Source organism: Mycobacterium paraffinicum (assembly GCF_025822865.1).
GTDB classification, from domain to species: domain Bacteria; phylum Actinomycetota; class Actinomycetes; order Mycobacteriales; family Mycobacteriaceae; genus Mycobacterium; species Mycobacterium paraffinicum.
In genome coordinates this window covers 449,858-467,716 of the sequence record NZ_JACKUR010000025.1, presented here as the reverse complement: position 1 = coordinate 467,716, position 17,859 = coordinate 449,858, and the positions used below count along the sequence as shown (strand labels likewise).

At 67.1% G+C, this 17,859-nt stretch carries 16 protein-coding genes and 1 pseudogene; 5 read left to right on the top strand and 12 right to left on the bottom strand.

Going from position 1 to position 17,859, the window contains the following annotated elements; genetic code table 11:
* Positions 1 to 8: 8 nt before the first annotated feature.
* Positions 9 to 851, bottom strand: coding sequence for a class I SAM-dependent methyltransferase (locus H7J89_RS16735; protein ID WP_264044748.1), 843 nt, complete (start codon positions 849 to 851; stop codon positions 9 to 11).
* A 227-nt stretch (positions 852 to 1,078) separates the two neighbouring features.
* Between H7J89_RS16735 and H7J89_RS16730 the strand changes: the two genes are divergently transcribed.
* A complete protein-coding gene (locus H7J89_RS16730) occupies positions 1,079 to 1,702 on the top strand; it encodes an FHA domain-containing protein (protein WP_264044747.1) in 624 nt (207 codons plus the stop codon).
* 12 nt (positions 1,703 to 1,714) lie between these two features.
* On the opposite strand, the gene H7J89_RS16725 is transcribed toward H7J89_RS16730, so the two are convergent.
* The 6 genes from H7J89_RS16725 to H7J89_RS16700 all read right to left on the bottom strand — a co-directional run bounded on the left by H7J89_RS16725 (position 1,715) and on the right by H7J89_RS16700 (position 9,088).
* A complete protein-coding gene (locus H7J89_RS16725) occupies positions 1,715 to 2,467 on the bottom strand; it encodes an RNA polymerase sigma factor (RefSeq protein WP_264044746.1) in 753 nt (250 codons plus the stop codon).
* Between the two features lie 193 nt (positions 2,468 to 2,660).
* A complete protein-coding gene (locus tag H7J89_RS16720; RefSeq protein WP_046182717.1) occupies positions 2,661 to 2,846 on the bottom strand; it encodes a hypothetical protein in 186 nt (61 codons plus the stop codon).
* Positions 2,847 to 3,059: 213 nt separating this feature from the next.
* Positions 3,060 to 3,284, bottom strand: a complete 225-nt coding sequence (locus H7J89_RS16715) for a hypothetical protein (protein ID WP_264044745.1) — start codon at positions 3,282 to 3,284, stop codon at positions 3,060 to 3,062.
* Positions 3,285 to 3,374: 90 nt separating this feature from the next.
* Positions 3,375 to 6,470, bottom strand: a complete 3,096-nt coding sequence (locus tag H7J89_RS16710; protein WP_264044744.1) for a lantibiotic dehydratase — start codon at positions 6,468 to 6,470, stop codon at positions 3,375 to 3,377.
* A gap of 9 nt (positions 6,471 to 6,479) precedes the next feature.
* Complete coding sequence (locus tag H7J89_RS16705; protein ID WP_264044743.1) at positions 6,480 to 8,636, bottom strand: peptidase domain-containing ABC transporter; 2,157 nt, start codon at positions 8,634 to 8,636, stop codon at positions 6,480 to 6,482.
* Entirely contained in the window at positions 8,633 to 9,088 is a 456-nt protein-coding gene (locus tag H7J89_RS16700) for a hypothetical protein (RefSeq protein WP_264044742.1), read from the bottom strand. Before H7J89_RS16700 ends, H7J89_RS16705 begins: the two co-directional genes overlap by 4 nt.
* Before the next feature lie 199 nt (positions 9,089 to 9,287).
* Here H7J89_RS16700 and H7J89_RS16695 point away from each other — a divergent pair, with 199 nt between their 5' ends.
* Positions 9,288 to 9,536, top strand: coding sequence for a hypothetical protein (locus H7J89_RS16695; RefSeq protein WP_264044741.1), 249 nt, complete (start codon positions 9,288 to 9,290; stop codon positions 9,534 to 9,536).
* Here H7J89_RS16695 and H7J89_RS16690 read toward each other — a convergent pair.
* The 3 genes and pseudogenes from H7J89_RS16690 to H7J89_RS16680 form a co-directional block, all read right to left on the bottom strand.
* A pseudogene (locus H7J89_RS16690) lies at positions 9,517 to 10,784 on the bottom strand (cytochrome P450). The gene H7J89_RS16695 and the pseudogene H7J89_RS16690 overlap by 20 nt on opposite strands.
* Positions 10,785 to 11,007: 223 nt before the next feature.
* On the bottom strand, positions 11,008 to 12,471 hold the full coding sequence (locus tag H7J89_RS16685) for an FAD-dependent oxidoreductase (protein WP_264044740.1): 1,464 nt from the start codon (positions 12,469 to 12,471) through the stop codon (positions 11,008 to 11,010).
* A 129-nt stretch (positions 12,472 to 12,600) separates the two neighbouring features.
* A complete protein-coding gene (locus H7J89_RS16680; RefSeq protein ID WP_264044739.1) occupies positions 12,601 to 13,425 on the bottom strand; it encodes an SDR family oxidoreductase in 825 nt (274 codons plus the stop codon).
* Positions 13,426 to 13,480: 55 nt separating this feature from the next.
* On the opposite strand from H7J89_RS16680, the gene H7J89_RS16675 reads away from it, so the two are divergent.
* Positions 13,481 to 14,173 (top strand): demethylmenaquinone methyltransferase, encoded by a 693-nt coding sequence (locus tag H7J89_RS16675; protein WP_264044738.1) that lies wholly within the window; start codon positions 13,481 to 13,483, stop codon positions 14,171 to 14,173.
* A gap of 7 nt (positions 14,174 to 14,180) precedes the next feature.
* Here the strand turns inward: H7J89_RS16675 and H7J89_RS16670 are convergent, their stop codons facing one another.
* Together H7J89_RS16670 and menJ are read right to left on the bottom strand one after the other, a co-directional pair.
* The gene (locus tag H7J89_RS16670) at positions 14,181 to 14,534 is read right to left on the bottom strand and encodes a DUF732 domain-containing protein (RefSeq protein WP_067213104.1); all 354 of its coding nucleotides are present in this window, start codon (positions 14,532 to 14,534) and stop codon (positions 14,181 to 14,183) included.
* Between the two features lie 90 nt (positions 14,535 to 14,624).
* A complete protein-coding gene (gene menJ / locus H7J89_RS16665) occupies positions 14,625 to 15,872 on the bottom strand; it encodes a menaquinone reductase MenJ (protein WP_264044736.1) in 1,248 nt (415 codons plus the stop codon).
* 15 nt (positions 15,873 to 15,887) lie between these two features.
* On the opposite strand from menJ, the gene grcC1 reads away from it, so the two are divergent.
* Positions 15,888 to 16,904, top strand: coding sequence for a nonaprenyl/(2E,6E)-farnesyl/geranylgeranyl diphosphat synthase (gene grcC1, locus H7J89_RS16660; RefSeq protein WP_264044734.1), 1,017 nt, complete (start codon positions 15,888 to 15,890; stop codon positions 16,902 to 16,904).
* 84 nt (positions 16,905 to 16,988) lie between these two features.
* Positions 16,989 to 17,849 carry a zinc metalloprotease HtpX gene (gene htpX / locus H7J89_RS16655; protein WP_264044733.1) on the top strand — a complete coding sequence of 287 codons (861 nt, stop codon included), beginning with the start codon at positions 16,989 to 16,991 and terminating at the stop codon, positions 17,847 to 17,849.
* The last annotated feature ends 10 nt before the right edge of the window (positions 17,850 to 17,859 follow it).

Sequence of the window (17,859 nt, the reverse complement as noted above, 5' to 3'; positions counted from 1 at the left end):
TGCTGACGTCAGTCGTCGCGCCCGGGCGCGGCGTCCTCAATCGGATTGTCGGGTCGCCCCGTGTGTGGTTGCTCTGGTGCCTGGCCGGAGCGCGACGCTAGCAGCTGCGTAATACGTTGCGGATCTGCCACACCCGCCAGTTCCTTGAGAAAGGAATAGACCCCCTGCAGGGGGAAGCGGAACGGTTCATCCGTCGTCTTGCGCAGCACGGCGCACGCGAGACTGTCCCGGATGCCCGGATTGGCGGCGACCAACTCGGAAGTGATCCGGCCTGGGATGATCGGCATCATCATGCTGTCGCTCGACAGCACGGCGAGCAGGACCTCATAGCCGTTCGCGGTGGCCAGGTCGTGGAAGAACCCCGGCTGGATGTTGTAAAAGCCATGGTCGATCCATCCCAGGCAGGGCGTCCAGTGGATCATCACGCCCCCCGGGGCGGTGTGATCATGAATCGCCTTGTAGCAATTGGCCTGATTGAAGACATGCTCGGTGGTGCCGTTGTTGATGCAGACGTCGAACCTTGTCCCAAGGTCGAAGGGCAGGTTGAGATCCTGCTGCAGACGATAGTGATTGGGCGGGAGCAGATCGATGGCGTTGTAGCTGCTGAAGTCGAACAGGGCTCGGTAGATTCGCTTGGCGTCGGCATAGACCTGGGCCATGCCGTCCGGCGGCGTCTCGGCCAGCAACGCGTCGCGCCGTGGCCCTTCGGCGAGAAGGAGCGGGATCGCCTGCACCACATCGATCATGGTCTCGGCTTCACCGAATTCCAGGAGACGGCCTTGCTGAGGAAGCAGGCCGCGGCGCGACGCCTCCAGCAGGAAGCTGAGCTCAACATTCGTGATTGCCATCACGAAGCCGGGCTAGGGATGCGGCGACGCATGCTCGTAGATCCTATGGCTTGCTGCCGGCACGGAAAGCGGCTTCCGGCGATACGTCACCACGGTCCAACCGCAACTGGGCGTCGCGGACCCGAATACCGGGGGAATCGGCAGCCGAGCGGGCGATTTGTGGCTTAGCGGACGGTTCCCGGCCAAGCTTGGAGCCGCAGGGGCAGAATTGGCCCGATAGGAGGGTCAGTATGGCGTCCCATTTGGAGGTCTGGAAGCCGTCAGGGCGAGAGCTGGTCGCGCTGAGCGGTGAACGAATGACCCTCGGCAAGTCTTTGACCAACGCGGTGTCGTTCGAGCACGACCCGACCGTGTCCCGTGTACACGCCGTCTTGGAGAACTTCGGTCAAGCGTGGTCGGTGCGGGACCTGGGTAGCCGCAACGGCACCTATGTCAACGGGGAAAAGATCGCTGCGGAACGGATTCTGCGGTCTGGTGACGAATTGCGCCTCGGCAGTTCACGGTTGGTCTTCTGGATGACCAGGGGCGCTGACGAAGCACCGGCCGATCAAGAAACCGAAACCGGCAAGTCCATCCTGCGGCCGCCTCGGATGACCCAGCGCGAACTCGACGTCCTCAAAATCTTGTGCCGGCCCTTCGTATCCGACGACCCGTTTCCCGAGCCTGCATCGGTTCGTCGGATGGCCCAGGAGTTATTCGTCACGGAGGCAGCCGTCAAGCAACATCTGCAACACCTGTACGACAAGTTCGGCATCAAAGCCGATGGAGACCGCCGGGTAAGACTGGCCAACGCGGCCATCCGGCTCGGTGCCGTCAACCGCTCCATGCTGCGTGACCGTCGTACGCAACGGTGAGCGGCCGGGTGACTAGGAGATCTTGTCGAGCACTCCGCCGCCGAGCATGGCGACGGCATTGAGGGCACTGCGACGGTATTCGTCGCATGTGGGGCACGACTCGATATGGCGGGCAATGCGTTTCCGCATCAGGACGGTGAACTGTTCGTCCCAGCCCGCCAGATCCGCGGCGAGCCGAGGGCAGCCGTTCCGCGGGGCGCGCTTTGCCACCAATAGCGCACCCAGCGAGCGTTCGATGGTGTCGCGCAGCCGCTGTAGGAGCTTCTTGGTGGAGTCATAGCTGATGCCCAGCGCTTGCGCGAGCTCGGTTCCGGTCACGCCGTGGCGGTAGGCAAGATCCAGCACGTGGCGGTCGCGCTCGGACAAGCCGCCGGCGGCCTGGGCGATCAGTTGGCGGAGCTCGTTCTGGGCCGTCAGCGTAAACGGCCCCGGACCCGTCGCCACATCATCGGGCAGCTCGTCACAGGCGGCCTCACGGCGACGTTCCGATAGGGCCCGCAGGGCGCGGCGACGGGCGATGGCGTACAGCCAGGGCCTCAGCTTGTCCGCATCACGGAGCTTCGGCAACTCTGTCGTCGCGATGCAGAAGACCTCCTGCACGCAGTCGGAGGCCGCGTGGCGGTCACGCAGCATGCCGACGCAGTAGGCGTGAAGTGGGGCGGCATAGCGGTTGTAGATAGCGGCCAGCGCCGCGCGATCGCCGGTGGCCGCGGCGCGGGCGAGGTCCGTGTCGCTGATGATGCGGTGCTTCGGCACCGTGGTCATGAAAGTCATGACTGAAATGCTCGGGGTTGGCGGGTGATTTCGTAATTACCGTGGAAGCCAGTTTCACCTTCCGCAAGGGAAGGGTTTCCTACCCATTTGGTAAGGGTCGTTACCTGGAGCACGCGTACGACCGCCGCCCCATAACCGTGGGTTATGGGGCGGCGACGACGATTGTGACGTGTTTTGGAGCAGCTCACGCCTTCGTCTTGGTGTGCGCCGTGCGCGTGCCGGTGCCGTTTCCGGTGCCCGTTCCGGTGCCGTGGCCGGTGCCGGTGCCGGTGCCGTTGCCGCGGCCGCCGTGAGCGATGCGCAGCTCGTCGGCGGTGAGAGTGCGGATGCTCTGTCGGCGCAGCGCAATCTTGTCGTGGTTGATACTCATTTGATCTTTCCTTCTTGTGTGATGTGGTGATGGCAAGCCCGGGTGGGTCCGCTCATAGGTAGGAGTGCCGGCGACGTCCAAGGGTGACCATTTTTCCGCAGAATTTCGCAGATTCGTGGCATCCGGCCTTACTTGCCGCACGGCGAGAACCGCCCCGCAATCGATGGCAAATCGGTTGCGGGGCGGTATGTTTCGGATGAGCGCCGAGCTCTGCTAGGCCACCGTCAGCGTCTGCGGGGGCGAATGCGTAGCCGTCAGCGTCGGATTGGGGCGGGTGCCCGTGCGCGTTCCCGTGGTGGGCACCGTGGTGTGTTTGGTGGCCCTGCCCGTTCCGGTGCCGTTGCCGCCCTCGCCGCCTTGGGCCATGCGCAGCTCGTCGGCGGTCAGGGTGCGGATGCTCTGCCGGCGCAGTGCCAGCCTGTCGTGATTGGTGTTCATTTTGTTTCTCCTTACTGTGATTTGTGTTAGCGCGGACCGGTTTTGGCCCGTGCTCACAGGTAAGAGCGAGAAGCCGGGCTAAGCGTGACGCTATTTGGCACGCGCCAATTGGCTCGCGTAGTGGCGATCAAGGAAGCTCAGCAGGATGAGTTCGTGGGTGCGGGCGGCCGAGCGCAGCAGCCGCACGGCATTCAGGTGGCTGAAGCTGTGCAGGAGCTGCGGAAAGGACTGAGTCAGCTCGCCCCGCGTGGACAGGTCCGCCAGTTCCGCGAGCAAGGGCGCCATTCGCTCGGATCGCCGCCTGAATGCTTGGCGCGCGGATTCGTATGGGTGCGCCGTGGTGTCGTCGAGCAGCGCCGTGACGTCGGCGCGCTCGCGCCGCCAGCGTTGCCCGATCCCGGCATCCAGGTTGGCCGCGTTGGGGTATTCGTGCCGGTAGCCGTCGGCCCCGTCCTTGGCCCAGTCGCGCCGCTCCCCTATGGCCAGGCCGGCATCGGCCAGCAGGCGATCGGTGGCGTAGAGGCACAGCTTCCAGCGGGCCTCGGCCGCGTCGTCGCCATAGAGGTCAAGCAGGCCCATGATCTTCAGCACGGCCTCGCTGTCGGCGGCGTGGATCCGCTCGGCCAGTTCGATGCCGGCGTCGCCCCCGTACCGTTCGATCTCGCGGTGGTAGGTGTCGGTCGCGAACTTCCATACCGTCCCGTCACCGAGGTGTGGGGCCAGCGCGTCGGTCAGCGCCGGCAAGGCGTGGTCCCGCAATGCCGTCGGGTCACCGTGCAACCGAAGCCGCAGATGATGTTCGGGGTCGGCATAGCGCAGGAAGAACCAATGGTCGACGACGCCGGTTTCGCGCAGCTGTTCCGTCACGGGTCCCACGGCGTCGGTGAGAATGCGATCGGCGGACGCGGTGCCCGTATACGCCTTCAGGTAGAGCCACTGGCTGCCCGGGCCGAAAGTCCGGCGCACCTTCGGCGCGGTCCACAGCCCGGGCGCCGGTGCCGGCTCGCCACGTCGGATGAACGGCACGATGAGTTCGTGGGCGAACCGGCCCTGTGGCCCGGTGGCGGTCCCGGTGGGCAGGACCTCCTCGATGATCGCCTCGGTCCGCCCGCGCAGCACCTTGGCGGCCGCGGCCGTGAGAACGGGACTGGCGGTGTCGACATACAGGCGGTTGTCGCCGTCGGCGATGAGCAGCTCACCGGGCAGTCCCCGCTCGCGAGCCAGGGCCGCCCATCCGGCTGAAGCGTCGGGGGCGTCGGGTTTCGTGACCTTGGAGATCTCGGCCGCCGACAGCCGCCAGCGGGCCCGGGCCAGCACCAGGCGCCCGGCGGTGACCCGCGGCAACGCCGGCGCCCCTGACAGGGCGCCCCAATCCCACGCCAGCCCGCCGGTCACCCCGTCGCTTTGCAGCGCCGCGAGAAACCGGTACACCCCGAAGCCGCGCCACGCCGGATTGTGCGCCGTGGTCAGCCGCGGCCTTACTTCGGCGCCCAGCCGCGGGCTGTAGAGGACGACGCGGTCACCGTCGAGACGCACGGTCAGCTCATCGACACTGAGCTGACGATCCGCGGGTGCGCCCGAACGCCCCAGCAGGACCAGTTCGTAGTCGCGCAGCACCGGCCGGGCCAGGACATTGCCGACTCGGCCTTCCGGCAAGTGCACGATCTCGGCGAACACCACCCCGGGGGACTGGACTTCCTCGGCGCGCAGGTGGGCTCGTACCGCGTCGTGCACTCGCGCGTCGCCATGACAGAACCGGCCGAGCAGCTGTGCTCCCGAAGGCCCGTAAGCGCAGTCGATTTCGATACCGTCCTCGAGCAGGTTCGCGTTGACCGCCAGGCCGTCGGGCAACGGCAACGGCGGTGGCAGATCCTTCTGTGACGATTCAAGGCGCGCGACCGTGGGGCCATCGAGTTCGAGGCTCGCGGCACCGCTCTCCCGCGTGCGCATGACCAGATCGAGCAGGGCAGCGTCGCGCGCGGTGAACGCGTACTGCGGAGTTACGCCGCCCGGGGCCCCGCCCAAGTCGATGCCGGCCAGCAGCGGCGACTCGTCGGCCGCCGGGTGCCTCGACGGGTCGAACCCGATCCCCATCTCCTCGTCGAGCGCCTCCATCAGCGCGACCTCTCGGTCCTCGTAGCGCGCCGCGAACTGCTGCTTGAACCGAGTCAGCGCCAGATCCTCGCCGCCCGTGGACAACCGGTGCAACAGTTGCACCCCCTCGGCCAGCAGCTTCACCGTGTCGGATCCCAGGGTCAGACCCGACCCGGCCCGGTGCAGGTCGACCTGGATCAGCCGGGCTTCGTCGCCTTCGCCGGCCAGCTCGAGCAGTATTGCGGCCGCCGCCTCGTAGGCCTCGGGCGGATTCCCCAGTCCGGCGGCGTCCAGACCCGCGAGCTCGTCGGAGACCCGCCGCAACGCCTCCGAGGTGGCGGCGAAGTCCGGCCCGCTCAGCGACGACATCAGCTGGGCCAGCGGTTCCGGGCCCGTCACCGCGGGCTCGGCCACCGGCGTCAGGACCTTGGCCTCGATCAGGGCATCGACGTATTCGCGGGCCTCGTCGCGCTCGACCCCCACTCGTTCGGCCACGGCCTCGACGACCTTGTCCACCGCGCAGCCACCGGCTGCCGCAGCCAACGCACAACGCAACGGCGCGTCGTCCTCGACCACGACCAGATGATGCGTGCGACGGCCCTGGTGAAGCCGGCTTTCGATGAGCCGCATGGCCCCGGCGGCGTGGTAGCGGCTGGAGTTGGGCTCCACCAGCATGGTCTGTCGTGTCGACGCATCCGCCAACAGCCGCTCGACCAGCGCCGCCAGCACCTCCGTGTCCGGTCGGCTGTGCCGGCAGGTCCCCTCCGGGCCGTCGACCACCAGCGCGGTGGTGTCGCTCACCTCTCCCAGCGAGCAGCCGGCGAAGAGTCCGAAAGGCGTTGCGCGGGTGCACATGCGGGTCAGATACGCAGTCACCGAGGCGATCACCCGGTCGTCCGCATCGCCGGCTGCCAAGCGGCGCATCAACCCGGGCGAGGCGAGGTGGAGCGCCTCACGAACGTCCGGCCGTGCGACCAGCTTGCGCCAGTAGGTGGAATCGGCGCGCAGGCGGTCCAATTCGTTCAGCGGCAGCAACGGCGCGCGCATCACGAAGAAGCCACTCGGCTTCAGCGCGGATGTTGAATCGTTCATTTCCAGCTCCTAATGCGTTGTCTCGCCGACGAGTTGGCCCGCGACGAGTTGTGCGTAGTGACCACCCGCGGCCATCAGGTCGTGGTGGCAGCCCGATTCGACGACCCGGCCCGCGTCCATCACCACGATGTGGTCGGCGTCGATCACGGTGGCCAGCCGATGCGCGATCACGATGACGGTGCATCCGAGCCGGGCGATGTTGCCGTGGACCCTCGCCTCGGTGACCGTGTCGAGACTGCTTGTCGCCTCGTCAAGCAACAAGATCCGCGGCCGGGGAGCGAGCGCGCGGGCCAGGGCGAGCCTTTGACGTTGACCACCCGACAGCGAGGCGCCCGCGTCCACGAGCGGGGTCTCGAACCCCATCGGCATCGCGCGAATGTCCTCGGCGACGCCGGCCAGCTCAGCCGCCGACTCGAGCCGGTCCAGCGGCAGACTGGGGTTGCCCAGCACCAGGTTGTCGCGAATGGACAGCCCGAAAATGTAGGGGTCCTGCGTCACGACGCCGATTTGAGAGCGCACACTGCGCGGGTGCAGGGTGGCAAGGTCCACGCCGTCGAGCAGGACACGACCCTCCGAGGGCGAGTAGAGACCGAGCAGCAGCCGGCCGAGCGTGGATTTGCCTGAGCCCGAACGCCCCACGATGGCCAGGACCTGTCCGGGCCGCACCTCGATGCTGGCGCCATCGACGACCGGTGGGCCATGGGGGGTGTAGCGGAAGGTGACCCGTTCGGCGCGCACCGATCCGGTGAGCTCGGGCGCTTGCCGGAGCTCGCGTCCGGCGGTTTCGGTGGGGGTGTCGAAGACGTCGTCCAGGCGGGCGAGGTAGCTGCCGAGCAGCTGCACCTGCAGCGCGGTGGCGACCAAGATACCAAGTGGCTCAAGGAATCCGGTCGCCAGCGCGGCCAGGGCAAGCATCATGCCCAGCGAGAGCTTTCCGCTCGACGTCAGGCTGGCGCCAACCAGCAGAACCGCGATGGGCGATAGCAGCGCCAGCCCATGGATGGCGGTCGACACCAATGCCTCGAGGCGCCCGCGGCGCAGCGAAACGTTCAGTTCGGCAACGAACAGGTTGGTCCAGTGCGACACCGCGCGACGCTCCGCTCCGGCTGCCTTGAGCGTTTCGACCCCGGAAAACATCTCGAAGGCATAGGACTGGGATCGGGCTTCGGTCGCCAGTGCTTCCCCCATCAGGTGCTGGTTGCGGCGGCGGGCCGCCAGCAGAATCGCGACCTGGGCGGCGCCCAGCGCGAAGACCAGCAGTCCCAGGGCCGGCGACAGGGTGAATATGACGACCAGATAGAGGGTGGCCAGCGTGCCGTCGAGTAGAGCGGAAATGGTTCCCGTGGTGAGGATCTCGCGGACCGTCGCGTTGCTGCGCAATCGCATCATCAGATCTCCGGATGAGCGCTTCAGGAAGAACGCGTACGGCAGGTCCACCAGGTGCTCGAGGAAGTCGAGCGTCATGTCGACGTCCAGGCGGCTGCGCAGCCGCAACAGCAAGTGCGCGCGCAGGTACGTCGCGAGCACCGAATAGGCGATCAGGGCGGTCATCACCGCGGCGAGCACCTTCAGCAACTGCCCATCGTTGTTGGGCACCACGCGATCGACGATCACGCCGGTCAGCACCGGCACCGCCAGCGCCATCACCCGCACCACCACCGAAGTGGCCAGTACTCTGCCGAGTCCGCTCGATCGGGACAGCAGCCGACGGGCGTGATGGAGCGCGCCGGGGGCCTTGCGCCCGCCCGACGCAAATGTGTCGGTGGGTTCCAGCATGACCGCGACGCCGCTGTAGAGGTCGTTGGCCGCGGCCCAGCCGAGCCGATAGCGGCCGGCTGCCGGATCGACGATGGTCACACCACGCCGCGATGTCGAGTCCAGGACGACGAAATGCGCTGCGCCCCAATGCAATACGGTGCCGCGCGGCAGGTGTCGCAGGTCGTCGAGCTCGGTGGCCACCCCGCGCGCCCGCAAGCCGAACGAGGACGCGGCTTCGGCAAGCCGCAACGCGTCGACACCGTCGCGCCCGGTCCCGGTGGCGTCGTGCATCTCGGCGAGCGAAACGTGGCGGCCGTGATAGCCGAGTGCCATGGCGAGCGCGGCGGCACCGCAGTCGGCCATCTCAGCCTGGGCGATATACGGGATGGCGCGCCGCCGCCCCTTCACCGGAGCCTCGGCAGTAACGTGCTGATCAGCCGCCGCCGTCCCTGCGGAACAACAAGTTCACCGGCCGGTGCCGAAACGGGGTGGCCTAACTCGGCCTTCACCTCGGTCGCGGTCACGTCGACGACGACGGCGGCCTGCGTCGTGCCGGAAGCATCCCGGAATTGGACGGCCGCGCCCCGCGCAGGCGGTATCCCGCCGCCACGGCTCGCCGTCACCCAGATGCCTTGAGCGACGGCTGGTAGCGCCTCGGTCTGCGCAATGCTGACGGTGCCGGCGGTCACGGCACCCGCTGCCAACAGCACGGTGAGTGCGACAAGCCCCCCGTCGACCCACCCCTGTTGCTTGATCAGTTCGCCGGGGCGGGTGGCCGCGGACTGGCGGTCGCGCCAGCGCTCACGAAACACTGACGCGTGACGGGTTTCGCCGTCGTCGCCGTCTCGGTCGGTTTTCATTCGTCTCTCCTAGGTGGCGGTCGGTCCCGGAAGGGACACTCACACGGGTAGGAGGACTGACGGCGGAAAAGGGTGACGCTTTTTCGCCACGTTGCGCGGGTCCGTTGGCACGACGCTCGATCTTCCATTCGATACCCTGACTGCAGGAAAAGTGGCGAGGCGAAAGAATTGGACCCGCAACAGGAATGGAATCGAAGCGATGATCACGACACGTGCTCAAGCGGCGCAGTACGTCAAGGACGCCGGAGGGTTGAAGCTTGTCGTTTTTGGAGCCGACGGGCACGAGGTTGCAGCGATGTTCGTGCAAGGATCGGTGACGTACAACCCGGAGGAATCGACCTTCATCGCCGTCGCCGAGGACGGCCACCCGGTGGGCGAGCTGTTCGTGGATGAGTCGGTCGGCTATGACGAGAACATCGACGCCTTCGTCATCCGGACCGTGCGGTAGTCGCGGTGCTCATTGATATCGGGTCGAAATCGAGCGGCAACGTGGTCGGTCCGCTCAGCCCGGTGAGGGGCTTCCATGGCGCGGGGCCGGTGCGGCGGGCGTTGGGCATGCGCTGTGCCATCGTCGCCAGGGCTTCGGCGAGCTCGAGGCGGGCCAGGTTGGCGCCCAGGCAGTAGTGCACACCGGCGCCGAACGTCTGCATAGCGGGGGCTCCCACCCGGGTGATGTCGAGTCGGTCGGGGTCGTCGTAGACGCCGGGATCGCGGTTGGCGGCAGCGGTGTTTGCGATGACCACTGTGCCCGCAGGGATTACCACCCCGGCGATTTCGACGTCCTCGAGAGCGATGCGCAGGGTGGCGGCGGCGATCGGCGAATGCCGCATGGTCTCTTCGACCGCACTGTTCGCGAGGTCGGGATGCTCTGCCAGCAACTCCCACTGGTCGGGACGTCGCACAGCGCGTGCACGGAGGCGGCCAGCTGATTGCGGGTGGTGTCGGTGCCGGCCGCCAGCAGGCCCGCTGCCAGCATTCGTAGCTCGTCGGCGTTGAGGTGATCGCCGTCGTCCTCGGCGCGGATCAGGTCGGAGATGAGGTCGTCGGTCAGGCGGTGGCGTCGCTGCGCGACCATGTCATCGATGTAGGCGTCGAGTTCTTCCCAGGCGGCCAAGATGGTTCGCTGGTGGGCGGCGGCCTCCCAGCTGAAGGCCTTGAAGATGTCGTCTGTCCATTCCGAGAACAGCTTCCAGTCCTCGGCCGGGGCGCCCAACAGCGCACAGATGATCGGGATGGGGTATTGACGGGCGATGTCGTTGACCACCTCGCAGCGTCCAATTGCGGCATGGCGGTCCAACAGTTCGGTGATCACCTCGACGATCGTCGTGCGCAACCGCGCGGTGGCTCGCGGCGTGAAGGCTTTGGACACCAGTCGGCGCAGCCGGTGGTGCTCGGCACCGTCGAGACTGATCAGGTTGGTTGCGACGCCCTCCCACAACGGGCCGGTCGTGATGCCTTGGGAGGCAAGGAACATGCCTTGGGGTAGGCGGAATCGAGGGCCGCGCAGCACACTTCGTACTAGTTCGTACGTCAGCAGCTCCGGCCCGTGCGGGCCGATCGCAATCGGCGCCCGGCGTCGCGCCTCGCGCAGAATCAGGTGAGCCTCATCGGGGCTCAGGCAATGTTCGTAATCGATCGTCGGAAGGCCGGCATCCAAGACGCTCGGGCAAGTCGAGGCGTCAACCGTGGTGATCATGGTGGTGCTCCCGAAAGGTGTCGGTCGAGTACTTCCGCCACCAACTCTTGTCGGCGCGAGGGCACCACACGCGCGTAGTCGACTACCTGTCTTGAGCAGTACTCTCGCAAAGCGCCTGGGCCCATCGGGTCGGCGGGTGGAAACCATGGCGACCGGGGCATCGAGAAATTAGATCTGTGGAGGGGGGTGAACTCGAGACCAGTAAGCCCGGCGCGGGTGTGCGCTACGCGCTCAGTGGCCCGCAACGAATTTCGAATCGCTCCCGCACCGTGTCGAGCACATGGCGCTCGTGCTCGCATTCGCGGCGGTGCCCGAGCACGAACCGCGCCAGGCCCGGCAAGCGGCGCGGTAGCGGGTACCACTTATCGAAATCGAGGCCGTTGTCGGCGAACACGCGACTGGGAACGTTGTCGTAGATCAGGCTGATGTTGTGCTGGACGAGCGCGAAGAGCACGTACGGGAATGCCAACGGCGCCTTGCGCCGCAGTTCTTGCCAGTCGATTTCGTAGAGCGGGATCTCACCGAGTTTGTTCAAGAACAGCAAGTGGCCCAGGAAGTACCCCATGAAGGCGGGTAGGTGCAGAATGGCCGACCGCACATTGATGGAAACGACTGCGCCACTGGGCGAAACGTACGGCTCGTACGGGTACTCGTCGGGGAATTTGACGTATCCCGTGCAGTTGACAACCCAGCTGTCCGGTTCGATCGTCTTCGTCGATCCACTCCGGAACACCATCTCGGTCGTGCCATTGCGGTCGACCGCATCCTCGAAGTAGTCCATAACGAGATCGTTCAGCCCGGCGGAGATCGTGCGGTTCTCGGCTTCGGACAGCACTCCCAACACGAAGTTGTCCGCCTGCGGGGTCAAGTATGTGCCATAGGTGGCTCGGTACCAATCTTGCACTTGTGACTCGTTGGTGCCGTCGTACCGGTGACTCATCTGTGCGGCGACGGTGCTCAGCGGTGTGCCCTTCCACCACCGCTTGGCGCCGCTCGGCAATAGATTGTCGCGGCTGGAGAAGAACGTTCCTCGGCCGGCGACGAGGTTGACCTGGCGACCGGGGCATGCCGTGATCAGCGCGTGCGCGGTGTCCATCGCGGTCTTTCCTCCGCCGATGATCCACACCGGCGCATCGCTTTCCCTGATGTCACCAGCCCGCACGTCGCAGTAGTCAGGCGACACCGAATGGACGCGCTTGCTGGAGATGTCCAGCGGTTCGTTCGGCGTCACTCCCAAGCCATAGGCTTTGATCAAACGTTGCGTCTCGACGACGAGCACCCGGCCATCGGCGGCCCTGCAGGTGACCCGCACGATTCCGTCCGCTTCTTCTTCCGACTCGAAATCCCAGCCGAGATACTCGTCGACCTGCACGCGCGCCCGTATCACGTCGATGCAGTGCTGAAAATGGTCGAGCACCTCACCCTTGGTCGCTAGGTAGCTGCGGTCCTTGCCAAGGGTCCACTCGATGTTGCCCGCCGTGAACATGGGGTGCGGCTGGTGCAGTCGGACATAGGGGTAGACGTCGACCCACATGCCGCCGACCCGTGCCCGACGGTCGATCAGGATCACCCTTTGATCGCGGGACAGGTATCGGCTGGCGGCGAATAGGGCGTTCAACCCGGCGATGCCGGCCCCGACGATGCACACGTCGCAGGTTTCCACGGGATGGGACTCGAGTGCGGACATCTGACCGCCTTTCCTGGCAGATGCCCACAATTATATGTCCGCACCGTGCCGCTGGAATGAGTAATCGACTACCTCATTTCGCTACCGACGGCCGCGGCTACACCGAGGGTTGTGGGAGCGGCGGGCCGGTTAGCCCTGCGCCAGCTCCGCAACGGGCTGCCATTCCTCCCAGGTGCGCAGCCGGCTCTCGTAGTCGGCCTTGGCCGTTTCCAGCGGCGATTCGCCGAAAAACACTCGCAGGGGCGGCTTTTCGGCGTCGACGACCTTCAGCAGCGCTGTGGCGGATGCCTCCGGGTTGCCCGGGCTGGCCCAGCGCTTGCTGCGCTCGGCCTGCACGGCGGCGCGAACGTCGTCGTACGCCGGGAGCGGATCGGCCAGCTTGGCCGAATCTCCGGCCCAGTCGGTGTCGAAGCCACCCGGCTCGATCAACGTGACGTGCACGCCGAACGGGGCGACCTCCAGCGCCAGCGCCTGCGAGAAGCCTTCCAGCGCCCACTTCGATGCGTGGTAGGCGCCGAGCAACGGGAACGCGGTGATGCCCCCGATCGAGGACACCTGGATGATGTGGCCGCTGCGCTGCTCGCGCAGGTACGGCAACGCGGCCTGGGTGATCCACAACGCCCCAAACACATTCGTCTCGATCTGTTCGCGGGCCTCTTGCTCGGAGAGCTCCTCGACGAACCCGAACTGGCCGTAGCCGGCGTTGTTGACCACGATGTCCAGGCGCCCGAAGTGGTCGTGCGCCTCCTTGACGGCGGCGAAGTCAGCGTCCCGATCGGTGACGTCCAACCTCAGCGGCAACAGCGCGTCGCCGTACTTCTCGGCCAAGTCCTCCAGCGACGCCGTGTTGCGCGCCGTCGCCGCGACCCTGTCGCCGCGCTCCAGCGCCGCGATCGCCCATGCCCGTCCGAAACCCCGCGATGTACCGGTGATAAACCAAACTTTTTCAGTCACGCAGTCCTACAACGCCGATGTCGCCACCTAATTCCCGGCAGGTAGCGTCTCCATCGTGAATCGCGCGGCGTTGGACAAGGACCCCCGGGATGTCGCGTCGATGTTCGACGGCGTCGCCCGCCGCTATGACGTGACCAACACCGTGCTGTCGCTGGGGCAAGACCGCTACTGGCGGCAAGCCACCCGGTCGGCGCTGGCGATCGGACCCGGCCAAAAGGTGTTGGACCTGGCCGCGGGCACCGCGGTATCCACCGTCGAGCTGAGGAAATCGGGCGCGTGGTGTGTGGCGGCCGATTTCTCGGTCGGCATGCTGGCGGCGGGTGCCGCGCGCAACGTGCCCAAGATCGCCGCCGACGCCACGCGGCTGCCGTTCGGCGACGACGTATTCGACGCTGTCACAATCAGTTTCGGTTTGCGTAACGTCGTCGATCCCCAGGCCGCGCTGCGCGAGATGGCACGCGTCACCCGGCCGGGTGGGCGATTGGTGGTGTGCGAATTCTCCACGCCCACCAACCGGATCTTTGCCACGGCCTACAAGGAGTATTTGATGCGTGCGCTGCCGCGGGTGGCGCGTGCGGTCTCCAGCAACCCCGATGCCTACGTCTACCTCGCGGAGTCGATCAGGGCGTGGCCGCACCAGGCGAGCCTGGCGCACGACATCTCACGTGCGGGATGGGCGGCGGTGCGGTGGCGCAACCTGACCGGCGGCATCGTGGCCTTACACGCGGGGTACAAGCCCCTGCGCTGAGAGCGACCTAGTGGGTACCGGCGCGCTGGACGAAGCCGACCTGGTCGGGGCAGTAGTGGTCAACCGCGGCGCCGAGGAACTGGAACGCCTGGCCCTGGGTGGTGCCCCGCGGCAGGTTGTGCTGAATGAAATTGGCCGACTTGTACGGGTCGCCGTCCACGCCCCGGCCGATCCGGTCGCAGGTGATCTTGCCCAGCCACGCGAGCTGATCCTGTGGCTGGTAGATGCCGAAGCCGTTGACGGTGTTCTTGAACGGGGCGTCGTAGTCATTCGACGGTGGCGGCGAGGCCAGCGCCGGCGCGGCCAGCGCGATGGCGGCGGCGGCCAGGCCGCCGATAGTAGCCAGCTTCGTTCCCTTCATTAGCCGGACTATACACCGCTTGCCCGAAGCGCGCGGAAAATTGTGAACGGCCGCCACCAGGCCAGAAGGCTCTTTCCGCACGTCAGCGGGTCAGCTGAACGGCACCCGGCGATCGATGAGCCGAGACAGCCGCCCACCGCCCCGCCAGGCCCGCGCCACCCAGTCGGCGTCGTCATCGGTGACCAGGTTGGCCATTACCCGTACGGCGATGGTCATCAGCTTCGGGGAGCGCATCGCGATCGGCCCCGTCGAAGGCAGGAACCGTTGAAAGGTCAGCAACAGGGCCAGCCGGCGCGCGACCGAGAACCCCCGGCCGTAGTGCTGCTGCAGCAGCGACGGCCACACGTGGGACGGGTCTTGAGACAGGCCACAGCAGTTCAGCAGTTCGGCCGCCAGCCGCCCCGTTTCCAGGCCGTAGTCGATGCCCTCGCCGTTCAGGGGGTTGACGCAGGCCGCGGCGTCGCCGATCAGCATCCAGTTGGGCCCGGCCACCCCGGACACCGCGCCGCCCATCGGCAGCAGGGCCGACGCGACGGCCCGCGGCGGCCCGGTGAAGCCCCACTCGTCGCGGCGCAGGTCGGTGTAGTAGTTGATCAGCGGTCGCAGCGCGAGCTCGGCCGGCCGTTTCACCGTCGACAATGCCCCGACGCCGATGTTCACCTCACCGTTGCCCAGCGGGAAGATCCAGCCGTAACCGGGCAGCACTTTGTCCTTGGGGCCGTCGGGTCCGCGCAGCTCCAGATGCGACGTCAGCCACGGATCGTCGGCGCGCGAAGTGGCCAGGTACCCGCGGGCCGCGACGCCATAGACCGTCTCCTGGTGCCAACGCCGACCTAGCTTGCGGCCCAGCGAAGACCGGGCCCCATCGGCCACGATCAACTGGCGGCAACCCACCTCCGTGCCGTCGGCCAACGTGAGCGACACCACTCGTCTGGACGAGTCATGATGCACCGCAACGGTTTTCGTTCCGAGCATCATCCGCGCACCGGAATCCTCGGCGACCTTGCGGATCCGGTCGTCCAACGCGAGCCGGGCCACCGCGCTGCCGGTCGAGGGAAACGACGGGCCCGGCCAGTCGACTTCCACCTCGCCGCCGAACCCGCTCATCCGCAGGCCGCGATGCCGGATGCGGGTGTCCAGCCAGTCGCCCAGCCCGAGGCGCTCGCACTCGGCGACCGCGCGGGGGGTCAGCCCGTCACCGCAGGGCTTGTCCCGCGGAAAGCTGGCGGAGTCGATGACCAGGACGTCGTTGCCCGCGCGTGCGGCCCATGCGGCGGCAGCCGAACCGGCGGGTCCGGCGCCCACGACCACCAGGTCGGCTTGGGTCTCCACGCTCACCAGTATGTTGGTCGAGTGAGTACTCCGGCGACGGTGGTGGCGGGCGTTGACTTCGGTGACCCCGCGTTCGCCGCGACGGTGCGCGACGGCGTCGGGCGGATCGAGCAGCTCATGGACACCGAACTGCGCAGCGCCGACGAGGTGATGACCGAGTCGCTGACGCACCTATTCAAGGCCGGCGGCAAGCGATTCCGGCCGCTGTTCACGGTGCTGTCCGCCCAGATCGGGCCGGACCCCGACGCGCACGACGTGACCATCGCCGGCGCGGTCATCGAGCTGGTTCACCTGGCCACGCTCTACCACGACGACGTGATGGACGAGGCGGAGGTGCGCCGCGGCGCCCCCACCGCGAACGTCCGCTGGGGAAACAACGTCGCGATCCTGGCCGGGGACTACCTGTTTGCCACGGCATCGCGGTTGGTGTCGCGGCTGGGGCCCGAGGCGGTGCGGCTGATCGCCGAGACGTTCGCCCAGCTGGTGACGGGGCAGATGCGCGAGACGCGCGGCCTGACGGGCCCGGCCGAAGGGGCCGACCCGATCGAGCACTACCTGAAGGTGGTCTACGAGAAGACCGCCTGCCTGATCGCCGCGGCGGGCCGGTTCGGCGCCACGTTCTCGGGCGCCGATGCCGAGCAGGTCGAGCGGCTCAGCCGGCTCGGCGGCATCGTGGGCACCGCCTTCCAGATCTCCGACGACATCATCGACATCGACAGCGACTCGCACGAATCCGGCAAGCTACCGGGCACCGACGTCCGCGAGGGCGTGCACACCCTGCCGATGGTCTACGCGCTGCGCGAACCCGGGCCCGACTCTGCGCGGTTGCGTGACCTGCTGGCCGGGCCCATCGAGGACGACGCTGCGGTGGCCGAGGCGTTGGCCCTGTTGCGGGCGTCCCCCGGCATGGCGAAGGCCAAGCGCACCTTGGCCGAATACGCGGCCCAAGCGCGCGATGAGCTGGCCCTTTTGCCCGACGTTCCCGGCCGGCGCGCGCTGCAGACGCTGGTCGAATTCACCATCAGCCGGCACGGGTAGCGCGTCGGTGGAACCCGGAGGGTCATCTCGGGCGTTGAATTGACAACAGTCAAGCAATGAACGGGCTCTCGTAGGAGGACACCGATGACCTGGCATCCCCATGCCAACAGGGCAAAGACCTTCGCCCTGCTGGTCGGTATGTCCGCGTTGATCGTGTTTGTCGGGTCGCTGTTCGGCAGGACGGCGATGTTCCTGGCGGTGCTGTTCGCCGTCGGGATGAACATCTACACGTACTACAACAGCGACAAGCTGGCGCTGCGGGCGATGCACGCGCAACCGGTGTCCGAGCTGCAGGCGCCGATGATGTACCGGATCGTGCGCGAGCTCGCCACCGCCGCGCACCAGCCGATGCCCCGGCTGTACATCAGCGACACCAACGCGCCCAACGCGTTCGCGACCGGCCGCAACCCGCGCAACGCCGCCGTCTGCTGCACCACCGGCATTTTGGACATCCTCAACGAGCGTGAGCTGCGCGCGGTGCTGGGACACGAGCTGTCCCACGTCTACAACCGCGACATCCTCATCTCCTGCATCGCCGGCGCGATGGCGTCGATCATCACCGCCCTGGCCAACATGGCGATGTGGGCCGGCATGTTCGGCGGCAACCGGGACGGCGAGAATCCCTTTGCGCTGCTGCTGGTTTCGTTGCTGGGCCCGATCGCCGCCACCGTGGTGCGCCTGGCGGTGTCCCGGTCGCGCGAGTACCAGGCGGACGAATCGGGTGCGCTGTTGACGGGCGACCCGCTGGCTTTGGCGTCGGCGCTGCGCAAGATCTCGGGCGGTGTTCAGGCCGCCCCGCTGCCGCCGGAGCCGCAGCTGGCCAGCCAGGCACACTTGATGATCGCGAACCCGTTCCGCGCGGGCGAGCGCATCGGGTCGCTGTTCTCGACGCACCCGCCGATCGAGGACCGCATCCGGCGCCTGGAGGCGATGGCGCGGGGCTAGATAGCGCCGG